Genomic DNA, 15,107 nt, shown 5'->3' on the forward strand with positions numbered 1-15,107 from the left:
AATGCTTTCCTTTTTGTAATATTTTCTGTATTTGTATTTTTTCCTTTTGAGAAAGATGAACGATATATTTTTTCATGCGTATCAAGAAAAATATCGTCCCAAGTATATCACACGAAATTATTTATTGGAAATAATACTAGCCTCATTGTCTTTTGAAAATTTTAGAACTCCTCTAAGACATGCTCTTAGGGCAATAGTCCGTTTTATTTTTGATAAACATCACTTACCTCTAGAAGAAGGGATTGACATAGGCTGTGGCGCAACAGGCGAAATGGTAGAACAATTATTGCCAGTTACTCAAAGTCAAAGAAGTACTTGGACCCAAATAGATCTGAATCCTTCAGCTGTTATTGAAAACAGATCCCGTCATCCATCCTCTCATATTGAGATTGGCTCTTATTTACACATGGACACCTCTAGATGTTCCCATATTGTCACGGGATTATCTTCATTGGACACAACAGCTTTTGTGGACAGAGCTGTTCAGCAAGTTGCAACGAGATTATATGGTGGAGGATTTCTCGTACATGTTCAAGATATGCTACCCGGTTGGTCAGTTTCTTTAAAAGAAGTCCTTTCTCGAGGAGAACCATTTCCTTACACCGTTGAAATTGTTCCACCCAAAACTAAACAAGAAAATAAGGTCTTCCCACATAATATTCAAATGTATCACACAAGAAATGGAGTGGTTTCTGTGATGGAATTATTTCGTGATCGCCTCGCAAAAGTAATTGAACAGACTGGTGAATTAAAACTTTTAGAAAGCGAATGGTTCACTGCCATTGGAGAAGTTGCTGATCCCGCTCAGGCCTATTTTTATAATTCTGGATTCAGATATCGCTCTTCAAATCCTTCTGTTCAAATAGCTTCTGTTGTAGTTACAATTGCAAAAAAAGTTTCTACAATATAAATCAATTTCATGATGAGCATGTGCTCAAGCAACTTCATTTTCGTACGAGTCACGCCTCTTGGCGCAACCAAACTGATGTCACGCGTGGACGCGTGACCCACACGGAAATGATTACATCATAAGTATTTTTTGAATGGTGTCCATCTGGAGAAATGCCTTGCACTTGAATCAAACTGGCTTACAGCATACTCCGATCTCTCCTTTGTCCAGAAGAGTGCTTATTTCTCCATGCTATTTCTGCAGGGTCATCCGATACTTTTGTCGGAGAAATTCCTTCATTTTCAATAGAAGGAGATGAAAGAATACTCCCCACGTTCTGAGTGGCATCAGTGCTGATCACCAACGCTTCTCCTTGTATACCTTGAGCTACAGGAACTGGAGAAGGCTCCTCATTCCGTTTTTCATCATCAGAAGTAACTTCGCCTCTCAACGCATTTTGTCCTTGATCTTGCGAACGAGTGGGTAGAGGCTCTGCAACATAATCTCCCCATTTTTCAAAACGCATACTTTGCATACATTTAGTAAAAAAACATTATCATTCTATTTATTATTAATTATTTGTCAATTTTTTTATTTTCCCATTCCTCATTCCCCCATTTTATCGTATAATCTCCCACGAAATTTAGCCTTATCCCATGGAAATAAATCCCCTCATTCAAGAACGCCTCAAAAAACGCGAGGGAATTCAAAAAAGTGGACTTCCCGCGTATGCTCAAGGATTTGAGAGAAATATCCTCGCTGAGGAGGCGAAAAATATTGCTTCTGAAAAAGTTCGCACTGTCGAAGAAATTACGAAAAATCCCAAAGCTGAATATTCACTTGCGGGTCGCCTTATGACGTTTCGTGAGCATGGAAAAATCAGTTTTGGACAACTTCAGGATATTTCCGGACGAGTTCAAATCTGTTTTATGCGTGATCTGACAAGCGTGAAATGGCTCACAGAAGATCACGAAAATTTTTGGAAGAAGAAACTCGATCTTGGAGATTTTCTGGGAGTCAAAGGCGATATTTTTCGAACACAGCATGGAGAAATCACCATTCTCGTGAGAGAAATTGAACTTCTCTCCAAAGCCATTCGTCCCCTTCCCGAAAAATGGCATGGACTCACTGACCGAGAATCATGTTATCGCGAACGGTATCTCGATCTTTTGACGAATGAAGAAACATTTCAAAGGTTTCAAATTCGCACAGAAGTCATAAAAGAAATACGAAAATTTCTCGATGAAAAAGGATTTCAAGAAGTGGAAACTCGAGTTCTTCAGCCACAAGCAGGAGGCGCGATGGCGGAAGTTTTTGAAACTCATCATAACGCACTCGATCAGAAATTTGTCCTTCGAATTTCGCTCGAACTTGATCACAAGATGCTGATTGCCGGAGGAATTGAACGGCTGTACGAAATTGGCAAATGTTTTCGAAATGAAGGCATGGACCCGTCTCATCTCCAAGAATTTACTCTCCTCGAATGGTACGCGGCGTATGCCACGCTCGAAGACAATATGGAATGGACAGAAGATATGATCAAACACATCATTCAAAAAGTAGTCGGAAAAATGGAACTCGAAGTACTCGATAAAGATGAAAAACTGGTGATGGTGGATTTTGGGAAAAAGTGGAAACGTGTCAGATTTCCCGATGTTCTCAAAGAATACTCAAAATTGGATATGCTTTCTGCGTCGCTCGAAGAAATTCAGAAAAAGGCGAAAGAATACGGAATGAGTGATGAAGAGATTCGAACGACATCCCGAGGAAATATTCTCGATCACATTTATAAAAAATCTGCTCGCCCTCATCTCATTGAACCGACATTTGTCCTCGATTATCCGTCGGAACTCAAACCGCTCGCAAGACCGAGAGAAGATGGAACTGCAGAAGTGTATCAACTTCTTATCGCCGGATGGGAAATTGTGAATTCGTACGGGGAACTCGTGGATCCGGTAATTCAGCGAAAACTCCTTGAAGAGCAGTCACAAGCGAAGAAAGGAGGAGATGAAGCAGCCATGGAAATTGATGAGTCATTTTTAAAAGCAATGGAACATGGACTTCCGCCAATGACGGGATTTGGGATGGGAATTGATCGATTCGTGGCGCTCATTACAGAACAGCCGAATTTGAGAGATGTGGTACTTTTGCCACTCATGAAGCCGCTCGAGAAGAAAGAAGTGAGTGAGTCGGGAGTTCGGAGTCAGGAGTCTGGAGTGCAAACGGCGAGCTCAAAAAGGAAGGAAAAGTCAAATGAAGAGATTCTCAAAACTGACGAAAAATCAAAGAAATTTGTCATTGTACTCAATAAAAAAGTAGAAATTGGGCGATTATTTAATGCCGTTGGACACATTATGGTCGGACTTGGGGCGGGAAGCACTTCTGATTTGCATCTTTTAGAGTATTCCGATGAAGATGGAGGAATTCATCCACATATTTCTCATTTTGGAGTAATTGCGCTGAAGGCGGATAATTCAAATCAAATTCGCACGCTTCGAGAACAGGCGATAAAAGCAGGAATTGAATATAACGACTTCACGAGCACAATGACGATTGGAACTTCGGAAAATCAATTCCGCTCAACCGCCGAAACAAAAGAAGCGGATTTAGAATATTACGGGATTTGCCTTTTTGGAGATGCGGAAAAAATTGATCCGCTCACGAAGAAGTTTTCGCTGTGGCGGTGACACGCAGTGTCATCCCCGACTTGATCGGGGATCTCAATCTCTACGAGAGACAAAAGATGATATCAGTATCACTGAAAACATTTTTTATTTTTCATGACAATTGAGATTCCCGCTTTCGCGGGAATGACACAAAAAACTATGAATCATTCAAAAATTCTCATCTCCGGCTCTCTCGCCTTCGACGTGATTTTTTCGATCCCGATTGATTTTCGAAAGTCGATTCCGCTCGACAATGGGAAAATTCGGAGTTTCAATGCGAGCTACACTGCGAATGGAAAAAATGAGTTTCCGGGAGGAACTGGAGGAAATATTGCTTTTTGGCTTGGAGAGGACGGTGTGCCGTGTTCTCTTTTTTCCGCGTGGGGAAAAGATTTTTCTGAGAAAAAATATCGACAAAAATTAGAAAAACTTGGAGTTGAAATTCACGGAAAAGAAGGAGATTTCACGGCTCATGCATACATGATTTCTGATCCTCTCCATCAACAACTTATTATTTGGCAGCCAAATGCGTATAAATTTCATGATGAAATCAGTCTTCATGAATATTTTTCAAAAGAAGAGCTCAAAAATTTTGGATATGCGCTTTTTGGAGCAGGAAGTCCGAAGTCAATCGAGAAGCATATTTCCGAATTTCGGCAACAGAATAAAACAGCAATCGTGATTTTTGATCCCGGGCAAGTGACACCGATTTTTTCAAAAAAATCGTTTCAAAAATGCTGTAAAAATTCCGATATTCTCAGATATTCTCATTGGAAATGATATTGAATTTCAGCACTTTCGTGAAATGGGAATTCCGAAAAATGTGATGAGAATCGAAACGTTAGGAGGAAATGGGGTGCGAGTAGAATTTGGAAGAGATAATACCGTAGAGACAAGGCAATGCCTTGTCTCTACAAAAAAATTATCACACCATGCGAAATTGAAGATATTTCCCGCAGAGAAGGTGAAAAAAATCGTCGAAACCACCGGCGCTGGCGACGCGTTCCGCGCAGGATTTCTTTCTGGTCTTGCGAAAGGAATGAAATTTGATAACGCGATTCAAAATGGCATCAAACTCGGAGCAAAATGTGTTATGCTGCCGTCGGGACAATATTGAAAAATATGGAAGAAAATCTTTTCAAAAAGACGTATCGGATTCCTTCTATACGTCTTCAGCATTGGGATTATCGAGAAAATGGATATTATTTTGTGACAATATGTACACAAAGTCGCATTCCATATTTTGGAAAATTGGAAAATGACAAAATGCATTTGAATGCCGTGGGGAAAATGGTAGAAGAATTTTGGAAAGAGATCCCGAAACATTTTCCATTTGTAGAGTTGGATGAATTTATTGTAATGCCAGAACATTTGCATGGAATTTTGTTCATTTATCATGGCCCAGGCGGAATAATAGATGTTGATGAACGTAATTATAAAAATGATATTGTGCGCTGTATTGAAAAAAATGATGACGATAAATGTAGAGACGTTATTGGTGAACGTAGAGACAAGGCAATGCCTTGTCTCTACAATTACGGGGAAAATCGATTTCAGAACCAAGGAAAAGGCTCTTTATCTGCAATTGTAGGTTCCTTCAAATCCATTTGTACTCGTGAAATTCGGAAAAACTTCTCAAAATTCAAAAATTTTAACTGGCAACCACGTTTTTATGATCATCTTATTGATGATGAAGATGATTTGAATAATATTCGAGATTACATACAATATAACCCGCTCAAACATTCACAAGAAAAACTTATTTCTCATTTTGAATAAACTCCTATGGGTGACTACAAAATTGCCAATCTTGATCTCGCAAATTTCGGTAGCAAAGAAATCGAAATCGCCGAAACCGAAATGCCCGGACTTATGGCGCTTCGAAAAGAATTTAGTTCAAAAAAACCATTAAATGGCGCGCGAATTTCCGGATGCGTTCATATGACGATTGAAACTGCCGTTCTCATCGAAACACTCGTTGAACTCGGAGCAGAAGTCCGCTGGAGTTCTTGTAACATCTTTTCAACGGAAGATCACGCCGCAGCGGCAATTAGTAAAAAAGGAATTCCTGTTTTTGCGTGGAAAGGAGAAACTGAAACAGAATACTGGCAATGTATTGAAAATACAATTCATGGTCCAAACAATTGGACACCAAATATGCTCATGGACGATGGTGGCGATCTCACACAAGTCGTACATGAAAAATATCCCGAACTCCTCAAAGATATTCGCGGCGTTTCTGAGGAAACAACAACCGGTGTTCATCGTCTCTACAAAATGCACGAAGAAGGAAAACTCAAAATCCCCGCAATGAATGTGAATGATTCCGTCACAAAATCAAAATTTGATAATTTGTATGGTTGTCGGGAAAGTTTGGGAGATGCGTTAAAACGCGCTACCGGCGTGATGTTCGCGGGGAAAATCGGAGTGGTATGCGGATATGGAGACGTAGGAAAAGGTTCAGCGCAGAGTCTAAGATCACTTGGATGTCGCGTTATCATCACAGAAATTGATCCCATTTGCGCACTTCAGGCAGCAATGGAAGGATATGAAGTTTCCACGATAGAAGAAATGGCCAAAAAAGCGGATATTTTTGTCACTGCGACGGGATGTACGCATGTCATCACGAGAAAACACATGGAACAAATGAAAGAAAATGCAATTGTGTGCAACATTGGACATTTTGACTCAGAAGTTGATATTGCCGGAATTCGTGATCTTAAGTGGGATGAGATAAAACCGCAAGTGCACCACGTAAAATTTCCTGATGGGAAAAAAATTCTCGTTCTTGCGGAAGGACGACTTGTAAATCTTGGCTGTGCAACTGGTCATCCAAGTTTTGTCATGTCGAATTCATTTTCCAATCAAGTGTTCGCCCAGATCGAACTTTTCACGAATTCAGAAAAATATAAACCTGGAGTGTACAAACTCCCGAAAGAGCTTGATGAAAAAGTTGCTCTGCTCCATCTCGAAAAACTCGGTGCAAAACTCACCAAACTCACGAAAGAGCAGGCGGAATATTTGAATGTTCCAAAAGATGGACCATTTAAACCAGAATGGTATCGATATTAATTTTGTATTTCGTGTTTTTCAGCCTGTATTTTCGCCATCATCTGAAGGTCATCATCTTCTGCGACCTTGTTTCGGACAACTTTTCCACACTTTTCACACGAATGAACGAGCATCCAATTTCTCTTGGAATCGTGTTCGGCTGATGTAGGGATCATTTTTCCATGGCAAGAAGAAGCTCTGTCTCCGGGAAATGTATCGTCCAGATGCTCAGAACAAAGACACGTACGACAATGATTCCGACAGGTTTTTGGTGCAGGAGGATTGTCAGCCCCACAATATACACAGAGGAACCCTTCTTTGTGAACAATAAATCCCATACAACTTATACAGAAAATTTTCTCTGAAAATCCTGTGCTGCCTGGAGACATTCCTGCGCCCTTCCGTTACTTGGCGCAATTTCAAGAGCTTTTTCAAAGAGCGTCACCGCCTTCTGAAAGGAATTACAATGGAGTTGACACACCCCCAAATCACACAAGATCATCGGATCTTCTGGGCGTAAATTAAGCGCACGATCAAGTGTCGCGATTCCCTCGATTCTTTTTCCAGCATGAAATGTTCCCCATCCAAGACAGCGCAAAATTTCAGGATTGTTCGGCTGAGATTGATTTGCAACCTTTAAAAATTCTCCTGCTTGCCCCCATCTTCCCTTCGAGAGTTCCAAAAATCCCTTTACATAATTCGCAATGTAACTCTTTTCATCAAGTTTGAGAGCAAAATCTGCTGCTTTTTCCGCTTCTTCATATTTATCGAGTGACAAAAAATTGTCAGCGAGTTCTTCTACAGCAGCAAGACATGATGGATCCTCGAGGAGTATCCCTTCTACAATTTCTACCGCCTTTACATAATTTCCGGAGATTTTACATTCCTCAGATTCAGCAAGCCTGGTCAGCACCTTACGTGGATACGGCATTCCTGCAGAAGTTCCTTTGATGTTTTTTGGAGTCGACATACTGCTTTGGAAAAAATTTCGTGAAAATTCGTATCTCATGTCATCGAACCATTTTACCTGGTTTCCAGAAAAAAATCAAACTTTTTTCTCACTCATTTTCGATGTGAACTTGTTTTAATTTTACTTTTTTTGCTTTTGGGATTTCGATACAAAGCATTCCTTGCATAAAACGAGCAGTTGCATCTTCAGAATTTGTTGCTTCTGGAAGAATGACGCTTCGTGAGAATTTTCCAAAAAAACATTCTTTCTGGATTGAAATTTTCTCCTCCCCAAAAATATTTTCTGGGAATTTTCTTTCTCCGGTTATGCTTAAAATGTCTTCGGAAATTTCTATGTGAATAGCTTCCACAGAAACTCCCGCAATTGGGATAAGAAAAATAAGGTGGGAACTTGTTTCATAGATGTCCATGGCAAGATCCCCTTCGCTCTTTTCTTCCTGAAGCATGGGAAGCTCTTTTCCGTCGGAAATGAGAGTCGAAGAATATTTCTCCGCATCGACACGCCCCAGCGCTTTAGTAAATAGAGAAGTCTTCATGCTCAAGAAAAAATCTACCGCTTCAATTCTCGCATTTTTATTCGGAAACACAAGAAAATACGATGTGGAAAAATTATACAGCTATTTTTTGAAGAATTTTTTCTGGAATATCAAAATTTGATGACACGGAAGAAACATCTTCATCGTTTTCAAGCGCATCCATGAGAGCGAGAATTTTTCGCGCTACATTTTCATCCTCAATAGAAATCGTGTTTTTGGGAATAAGGGTGATCTCTGCCCTCTCAATCTGTGCATGAACAGCTTCAAAGGCGCTTTTTATTCGGAAGAAATCGAGAGGAGGCGTAATGATCTCAAGACTTTCTTCGGATACTCGAAAATCATCCGCTCCCGATTCTATGGCGAGCATTTCATAAGATTCAATTTTTTCTGGGTCGACGCGGAGAGTGAGCACTCCCTTTTTGAGAAACATCCACGAAACGCATCCCGATTCTCCCAAACTTCCTGAATTTTTAGTAAATGCCGACCTGATCGAAGCAACTGTCCTATTTTTATTATCCGTAAGAGCATTGACGATAACCGCAACTCCCTCTGGACCATAGCCTTCATACTTCATCTCAAATATCTGCGTGCTGCCATCATTTGCCCCCGTTCCCCTTTTCATCGCCCGTTCAATGTTCGCATTCGGCATATTATCGTCTCGCGCATTATCTATAGCGAGCCGCAAACTCGTATTCATTTCTGGATCGCCACCTCCTTCTCGCGCAGCAATGGTAATGAGGTTTGCGTGCTTCGTAAATATCTTCCCCTTCGCCGCATCTGCAGCTCCTTTCCTGTATTTAATTGTACTCCACTTTGAGTGTCCAGACATGAGAAAAGCACAAAATACAAAGCACAAAATACAAATAGGGAGAATTTTTGTACTTTGTGCTTTGTACTTTTAGCTTCTTACATAGGGCAGAAGTGCCATAAAACGAGCTCTCTTTATTGCTTTTGAAATAAGTTTTTGCTGACGAAGATTTTCTTTGCTGTAATACCGAGGTTTAATTTTATAAAAATATGTCGTGTGCTTCCTGAGGAAAATTACATTTTTATAATCCACGGATCTGAGATTATCTGATGAAGAAGTTGTTTGAGGTGTTGCGAGAGATGTCATAGGACAAGAAAAAAAATCTAAATATTGAGATCATCACTCAGGATTTTATCCAATTTCTTCGCACGCTCTTCAGCTGTATCTGAAGACTCCTCCTCATCATCATGGAGAATTGCTGCCGGAACTTCCTCTTTTTTCTTCACAAACGTTTTCCTTTTCATTCCGCCGGATTTTTTCATTCTCATTTCCGTAAAATATGCATCTTCCTCTGTCAAAACTTCTGCTCCGGTAATTGGTTTGTAATTCGTCGGAGGAAGCGTGACAAGATGCCTAAGTACAGCTTTATTAAGGCGCAAATCTCTTTCAAAATCCAGAATAAAATCAGGATCTATTTCGAAGTTGAGAACATGATAATATCCATGATCTTGTCGCTTGATCAAAAAGGCTAATTTTCTTTTCCCCCAGAAATCATCAAAAGTTATTTTCCCTTTCGCTTCCTCAATTTCTTTTACAAGAAGAGAAACTTCCTTTCGGGCATCTGCCTCAGAAAGCTCAGGGGAAAGAATGAGCATCAGTTCGTAAATCCGGTTGAGCGTATCATGGCTCATACTCTTGTGGATGAAAGGCACCTTCTCTTTTTTTTCAAACAGAAGGAAAAGTGAGCGGGCGCATTGTAAAAGCTTTTCATAGTGAAAGCAAGCTTTTTTGTCCCTCACGAATTACGAAAGCGCAAAGTGAAAAGTTCAAAGTGCAAAACAATTGTAAGTCACTTTTTCTTTACACTTTGCGTTTTGAACTTTGAGTCTTACATGTTTTGCGTTGCAAATTGAGTAAAAAACCGTAAAAATACTGCTACAAAAACCCTTCGTGGCGCCATCGTCTAGTGGTTAGGACGCCAGGTTCTCATCCTGGTAACAGGGGTTCGATTCCCCTTGGCGCTACCAAAGTCAGATCAAAAATAAAAGATCAAAACTCAAAACAATTTGATTTAAAATAATTTTGAAATAATCCCAGACGAGAGTAATGTAAAAGATACTCATTTTTTAAACATGTTCCTCTCTCTCTCCAAATTTCGGCGAAAATTGAAGACGCTGAACAGGGTGGAGATTCTTGCTGAAAATATTCTCCACAATTTTGAAACTTACAAAAAACTCCTCCCAGAAAAGCACCTTTTTCCATGCCTCAAATCAAACGCATATGGACATGGAATTACAGAAATCGTAACAATTCTCAAAAATCTCGATTTTCCGTATTTTGTAGTAGATAGCTATTATGAGGCTCTTGAAATTCAGAAGCTTACCAAAAAGAAAACACTTATTATTGGATACAACCATCCAGAAAATTATCAGTATTTTGATTTTAAAAAAATTGCAATATCTGTTTATGATCTTGCATCACTCAAAGCTCTTGCATCGCTCAAAAAGCGTATAAAAATACATCTCATGGTAAATACGGGGATGAATCGAGAAGGAATTCTTCTCGCACAAATTCAGCCGCTTCTCGAAGTTATTGCGCATCACGATTTTCTTGAACTCGAGGGCGTTTTTTCTCATTTCGCTGACGCTGATGATCCGGAAAATTCCTATACTGATTTTCAGATGCAAAAATTCCACGAATGTCTCAATCTTTTAGAGGCAAAAGGATTTTGTCCCAAATACGTTCATTTCGGAAATTCTGCTGGAGTACTTAAAATCTATGATGAACGCATTAATTCTTATCGACTCGGAATTGGACTCTATGGATACTGCCCACTATTTTCTGATGATGCGCTCTATGCAAAATTGCAAAATCTGAAACCAGCGCTCAGAGTTGTTTCCACAGTTGTTCATACGCAATTTCTGTCAAAGGGCGAAAAAGTAGGATATAACTGTACTTTTGAAGCGCAGAACGACATGACGCTCGGCGTGATTCCTGCGGGATATTACGAATGTATTCCGAGAAGTCTTTCGAATACGGGATTCCTCAAAATCCGTGAACATTTTGTGCCGATCATCGGAAGAGTGTGCATGAATCTCACGTGTTTTGATGAACAAAATACCAATGCAAAAGTGGGAGATGAAATTGTGGTGATCAGCGAAAAGAAAGAGGATGCCAATTCAATTGAACACATCGCAAAAGCGTGCGGAACGATCCCGTATGAGATTTTGGTGAAGATAAGTGAGTCGATACGAAGGAAAGTCGTCAGTGATTAATTGTCAGTTCCTTGAGCTTATGCCGATATTGACATTTGCGATTTTTAATATTAGAAATAAGACTCATTATTTTTGATTCTTTATATGGGAAATCCAGAAAAAAAAACTTATCTTCAAAAACGATTTGAAAATCTCGAAAGGCAAGCAGAAGCGATTGAAAGAGTATATCTCGCTATAGAGAAGATTGTATCAAAAACTCGAGAAGCAACAAATCAACTCAAAAAAGACTGGAGAATGTACATGGAGCTTCGAAAAAAGGTTCCATCTGACTGCAGATTGGTTCTTCTAGAAGAATTTCTCTCTGACCGAGATTCACTCGAAGAAAGATATTTGAAAACAAAACAAACAGAATCCGCAGTAGAATCGCGCTGGATCAATCCTAAGAAGAAAGATGATGACGGTTCTAAGCAATAAGTACTAAGTTGTAAGTTTATGAAAACCACTTCGAAGCCGACTTTTCTTCTACAACACTCTGCACCACATTTGCAAGGAGCGGAGCGATGTCGAGAACGTGAATAGGAAGAGCTTTTTCTGCTTCTTCTAAAAGTGGAATAGTATTTGTGACGACTATTTCATGAAATCCTGCTATTTTCAGGCGTGAAATTGCCGGTCCTGAAAAAACAGCATGTGTCGTGCAGAGATACACGTCTTTTTTTGCTCCAGACTCTATGAGTGCATCACGAGCATTCAGCACAGAACCTGCGGTATCTACCATATCATCAAAAAGAATCGCCGTTTTTCCCTCGACATTTCCAATAACGTGAGTTACCTCAGAAACATTATGCCCTGGACGATTTTTATGCATAATGGCGAGATCCGCGTGAAGAGCATCAGCGAACTTTTTCGCCTGTTTCGCACCACCGGCATCAGGGGAAACGACAACAAGATCTCCTGAAAGTTTTTTTTCGAGAAAATACTCACACATGAGTTTGCGAGTGTGAAGATTATCGACCGGAACATCAAAAAATCCCTGAATTTGATCAGAATGAAGTCCAATAGTGATGACGTGATTTGCGCCGCTTTTTACAAGGAGATCTGCCATAAGGCGTGAAGAAATGGTCTCTCTCGCCTCATGAATTTTGTCCTGCCGGGAATACCCGAAAAAAGGAACAATGACATGGATTGATCTTGCAAAACTCTGCTTTGCAGCATCACACAAGAGAAAGAGCTCCATGAGATCTTCATTCACCGTTTCTTTCCGACACGTTGCTACGATAAAAACCTCCTTTCCACGCACTGATTCGCCAAGACGAACATAAATTTCGCCGCAGGAAAACTTTTTAGAAACAGTGGGCGAAACTTGAAGCTCCAAATTCTTCGCGATCCCTTCTGCAAGGCTCGGATGAGAATTTGCCGCGAAAATTCGAATATGATCTTTGTTCATAGTGATGCTTTTGAGGATGCGAGCATTCATATTCTGCCAAAAATTTAAAAATTGTGAAATAGACTTTTTTTGCTTACCGCTTATTGCTTATTGCTTACCGCTCCATTACTATTCTCGCGCACATTTTTGGAGTCATGGAGCGAATTAGAAATTTCTGCATCATCGCGCACATTGATCACGGAAAATCGACACTTGCCGATCGTTTTTTGGAACTGACGCACACCATTGAGAAGAGAAATATGAAATCTCAAATTCTGGATTCGATGGATCTCGAACAAGAACGCGGAATTACGATCAAACTCCAGCCGGTTCGAATGATGTGGAAAGGCTACCAATTGAATCTGATTGATACTCCGGGACACGTGGATTTTCAATACGAAGTCTCGCGCTCTCTTGCGGCGTGCGAAGGAGCGATACTCGTTGTCGATGCGACACAAGGAATTGAAGCGCAAACGCTTTCCAATCTCTATCTTGCTCTCGATTATGATTTGGAAATTATTCCGGTCATTAATAAAATTGACCTTCCCGCCGCGGAACCAGAAAAAGTTGCAGAAGAAATTGAGAACGCGATTGGAATTCCTCGAGAGGAAATTCTTGCGATTTCTGCAAAAGACGGCACCAATGTGGAAAAACTTCTCGATCGAATTGTCGAAAAAGTTCCTTCTCCTGACATTTCTGGATTTCGAAAAAAATTGAATATCGAGGACGACAGCGAAACAAAAGCTCTTATTTTTGATTCGATTTATGATTCGTATAAAGGAGTTCTCGCCTTTGTTCGCGTTGTTTCTGGGTCTCTCAAAAGAAATCAAAAAGTTTCTTTTTTGAAAACAAAAATTGATATTGATATTTTAGAAGTAGGAACATTTACGCCAAAATATAAAGCGTGCGATGTACTGAATGCGGGTGAAGTTGGTTATGTGGTTACTGGCCTGAAATCAACGCGTGAAGCCCGTGTGGGAGATACGATTTATTCCGGAACTCATAAAGAAAATACAATCTCACTTCCGGGATATAAAACGGTACATCCAATGGTGTATGCGGGAGTTTTTTGCACGGAAGGATCGGACTATCCTATGCTTCGCGATGCTCTCGAGAAACTTTCTCTTTCCGATTCAGCAATTTTATTTGAACCAGAAAGTTCAATTGCGCTCGGAAATGGATTCCGGTGCGGATTTTTGGGACTTCTCCATATGGATATTGTGCAGGAGCGACTTGAAAGAGAATATGATCTCGATCTTATTGTCACAGCGCCAAGCGTCCAATATTCCGTAAAGCTTTCGAAAAATGAAATTCTGGAAATTTCTTCCGCCGCAGAACTTCCTGATCTTTCGTATGTGGATTCGATTTCGGAACCAATTGCGAAACTCGAAATTATTACGCCAAAAGACTCAATTGGAGGTCTTATGGATCTCATCCAAAAAAAGCGCGGAGTGTTTAACAATGTAACATATTTAAATCCAGAGCGAGCAGTGCTTCATGCCGAAATTCCTATGGCAAATCTCATTACTGATTTCTATGATCGCCTCAAAAGTTTGAGTTCTGGATACGCTTCCATGAGTTATGAATTTATGGAAATGCGAGAAGATGATCTCGTAAAAATGGATATTCTCGTGGCGGAAGATATTGTTCCACCGCTTTCGCAAATTATGCATAAAAATGAGGCGCAAAGCGCTGGCGCTGCAATTGTGAAAAAGTTGAAAGAAGTAGTTCCACGCGCAAATTTTCCAATTGCTCTTCAGGCGGCGATCGGCTCACGCGTTATCGCCAGGGAAACTATTTCTGCCTATCGAAAAGACGTGACGGGATATCTTTATGGCGGAGATGTGTCGCGAAAAAATAAGCTTCTCAAGAAGCAGAAGAAAGGGAAGAAACGAATGAAGGCGATGGGAAAAGTGAATCTTCCGCAGGAGGCGTTTATGAGTATTTTGAAGAGAGAGGAGTAGAAGATTTTATCAGTCTTTATTGCGTTTCATGTCACAAAATTTTTGCTTTCCACCAGATTTTAATTTTGAGTTGGGAATTCTGAGTGAATGTATTTATGCATTTGAATTATTATTAAAAAAGGAAGCTGAAAAACATGCCGAAGAATACGATAGAGTATATGAAGAACAACTAGAAAAGCTAAAAAAATCCCCCGAGAAATACTGTGAAGAGTTCGCAGAGCAAGAAACAGGAAGATTAATAGAACTTCACGACAATTATTCGAATTCATATCCAAAAATTTTCAGAGCTAGTATTATTTCCAATAAATAATTTCGTGTGATATACTTGGGACGATATTTTTCTTGATACGCATGAAAAAATATATCGTTCATCTTTCTCAAAAGGAAAAAATACAAATACAGAAAATATTACAAAAAGGAAAGCAT

At 40.0% G+C, this 15,107-nt stretch carries 17 protein-coding genes and 1 tRNA gene; 10 read left to right on the top strand and 8 right to left on the bottom strand.

Annotated elements, in window-relative coordinates; translation table 11 throughout:
• Nucleotides 1–55: 55 nt before the first annotated feature.
• The gene (locus tag HZA38_04340; protein MBI5414716.1) at nucleotides 56–910 is read left to right on the top strand and encodes a hypothetical protein; all 855 of its coding nucleotides are present in this window, start codon (nucleotides 56–58) and stop codon (nucleotides 908–910) included.
• Between the two features lie 178 nt (nucleotides 911–1,088).
• On the opposite strand, the gene HZA38_04345 is transcribed toward HZA38_04340, so the two are convergent.
• Nucleotides 1,089–1,424: a hypothetical protein gene (locus tag HZA38_04345; GenBank protein ID MBI5414717.1), complete on the bottom strand. Its 336-nt coding sequence runs from the start codon at nucleotides 1,422–1,424 to the stop codon at nucleotides 1,089–1,091.
• A 121-nt stretch (nucleotides 1,425–1,545) separates the two neighbouring features.
• Here HZA38_04345 and lysS point away from each other — a divergent pair, with 121 nt between their 5' ends.
• The 5 genes from lysS to HZA38_04370 all read left to right on the top strand — a co-directional run bounded on the left by lysS (nucleotide 1,546) and on the right by HZA38_04370 (nucleotide 6,627).
• A complete protein-coding gene (gene lysS, locus HZA38_04350) occupies nucleotides 1,546–3,576 on the top strand; it encodes a lysine--tRNA ligase (protein MBI5414718.1) in 2,031 nt (676 codons plus the stop codon).
• A 93-nt stretch (nucleotides 3,577–3,669) separates the two neighbouring features.
• Nucleotides 3,670–4,335: a hypothetical protein gene (locus tag HZA38_04355; GenBank protein MBI5414719.1), complete on the top strand. Its 666-nt coding sequence runs from the start codon at nucleotides 3,670–3,672 to the stop codon at nucleotides 4,333–4,335.
• A 25-nt stretch (nucleotides 4,336–4,360) separates the two neighbouring features.
• Nucleotides 4,361–4,672, top strand: coding sequence for a hypothetical protein (locus tag HZA38_04360; GenBank protein ID MBI5414720.1), 312 nt, complete (start codon nucleotides 4,361–4,363; stop codon nucleotides 4,670–4,672).
• 5 nt (nucleotides 4,673–4,677) lie between these two features.
• A complete protein-coding gene (locus tag HZA38_04365) occupies nucleotides 4,678–5,334 on the top strand; it encodes a transposase (GenBank protein MBI5414721.1) in 657 nt (218 codons plus the stop codon).
• A 6-nt stretch (nucleotides 5,335–5,340) separates the two neighbouring features.
• On the top strand, nucleotides 5,341–6,627 hold the full coding sequence (locus HZA38_04370; protein ID MBI5414722.1) for an adenosylhomocysteinase: 1,287 nt from the start codon (nucleotides 5,341–5,343) through the stop codon (nucleotides 6,625–6,627).
• On the opposite strand, the gene HZA38_04375 is transcribed toward HZA38_04370, so the two are convergent.
• The 6 genes from HZA38_04375 to rpsF form a co-directional block, all read right to left on the bottom strand.
• Nucleotides 6,624–6,944: an RNHCP domain-containing protein gene (locus HZA38_04375; protein MBI5414723.1), complete on the bottom strand. Its 321-nt coding sequence runs from the start codon at nucleotides 6,942–6,944 to the stop codon at nucleotides 6,624–6,626. The genes HZA38_04370 and HZA38_04375 overlap by 4 nt on opposite strands.
• Nucleotides 6,945–6,949: 5 nt before the next feature.
• Nucleotides 6,950–7,576 carry a tetratricopeptide repeat protein gene (locus HZA38_04380; protein MBI5414724.1) on the bottom strand — a complete coding sequence of 209 codons (627 nt, stop codon included), beginning with the start codon at nucleotides 7,574–7,576 and terminating at the stop codon, nucleotides 6,950–6,952.
• A gap of 88 nt (nucleotides 7,577–7,664) precedes the next feature.
• Nucleotides 7,665–8,111 carry an Hsp20/alpha crystallin family protein gene (locus HZA38_04385; protein MBI5414725.1) on the bottom strand — a complete coding sequence of 149 codons (447 nt, stop codon included), beginning with the start codon at nucleotides 8,109–8,111 and terminating at the stop codon, nucleotides 7,665–7,667.
• Nucleotides 8,112–8,184: 73 nt separating this feature from the next.
• The gene (locus tag HZA38_04390; protein ID MBI5414726.1) at nucleotides 8,185–8,940 is read right to left on the bottom strand and encodes a YebC/PmpR family DNA-binding transcriptional regulator; all 756 of its coding nucleotides are present in this window, start codon (nucleotides 8,938–8,940) and stop codon (nucleotides 8,185–8,187) included.
• Nucleotides 8,941–9,009: 69 nt separating this feature from the next.
• The gene (gene rpsR / locus HZA38_04395; protein ID MBI5414727.1) at nucleotides 9,010–9,225 is read right to left on the bottom strand and encodes a 30S ribosomal protein S18; all 216 of its coding nucleotides are present in this window, start codon (nucleotides 9,223–9,225) and stop codon (nucleotides 9,010–9,012) included.
• A 17-nt stretch (nucleotides 9,226–9,242) separates the two neighbouring features.
• Nucleotides 9,243–9,770 (bottom strand): 30S ribosomal protein S6, encoded by a 528-nt coding sequence (rpsF, locus tag HZA38_04400; GenBank protein MBI5414728.1) that lies wholly within the window; start codon nucleotides 9,768–9,770, stop codon nucleotides 9,243–9,245.
• A 261-nt stretch (nucleotides 9,771–10,031) separates the two neighbouring features.
• On the opposite strand from rpsF, the gene HZA38_04405 reads away from it, so the two are divergent.
• From HZA38_04405 to HZA38_04415, 3 genes are all read left to right on the top strand, one after another.
• Nucleotides 10,032–10,106, top strand: a tRNA-Glu gene (locus HZA38_04405).
• 105 nt (nucleotides 10,107–10,211) lie between these two features.
• The gene (gene alr / locus HZA38_04410) at nucleotides 10,212–11,354 is read left to right on the top strand and encodes an alanine racemase (protein MBI5414729.1); all 1,143 of its coding nucleotides are present in this window, start codon (nucleotides 10,212–10,214) and stop codon (nucleotides 11,352–11,354) included.
• Between the two features lie 84 nt (nucleotides 11,355–11,438).
• Nucleotides 11,439–11,768 (top strand): hypothetical protein, encoded by a 330-nt coding sequence (locus HZA38_04415; protein ID MBI5414730.1) that lies wholly within the window; start codon nucleotides 11,439–11,441, stop codon nucleotides 11,766–11,768.
• Between the two features lie 16 nt (nucleotides 11,769–11,784).
• Here the strand turns inward: HZA38_04415 and HZA38_04420 are convergent, their stop codons facing one another.
• Complete coding sequence (locus HZA38_04420; protein MBI5414731.1) at nucleotides 11,785–12,768, bottom strand: ribose-phosphate pyrophosphokinase; 984 nt, start codon at nucleotides 12,766–12,768, stop codon at nucleotides 11,785–11,787.
• 104 nt (nucleotides 12,769–12,872) lie between these two features.
• Here HZA38_04420 and lepA point away from each other — a divergent pair, with 104 nt between their 5' ends.
• A complete protein-coding gene (lepA, locus tag HZA38_04425) occupies nucleotides 12,873–14,681 on the top strand; it encodes an elongation factor 4 (GenBank protein MBI5414732.1) in 1,809 nt (602 codons plus the stop codon).
• Nucleotides 14,682–15,107 lie beyond the last annotated feature (426 nt).

The organism is Candidatus Peregrinibacteria bacterium (assembly GCA_016220175.1).
Lineage (GTDB): Bacteria > Patescibacteriota > Gracilibacteria > CAIRYL01 > CAIRYL01 > JACRHZ01.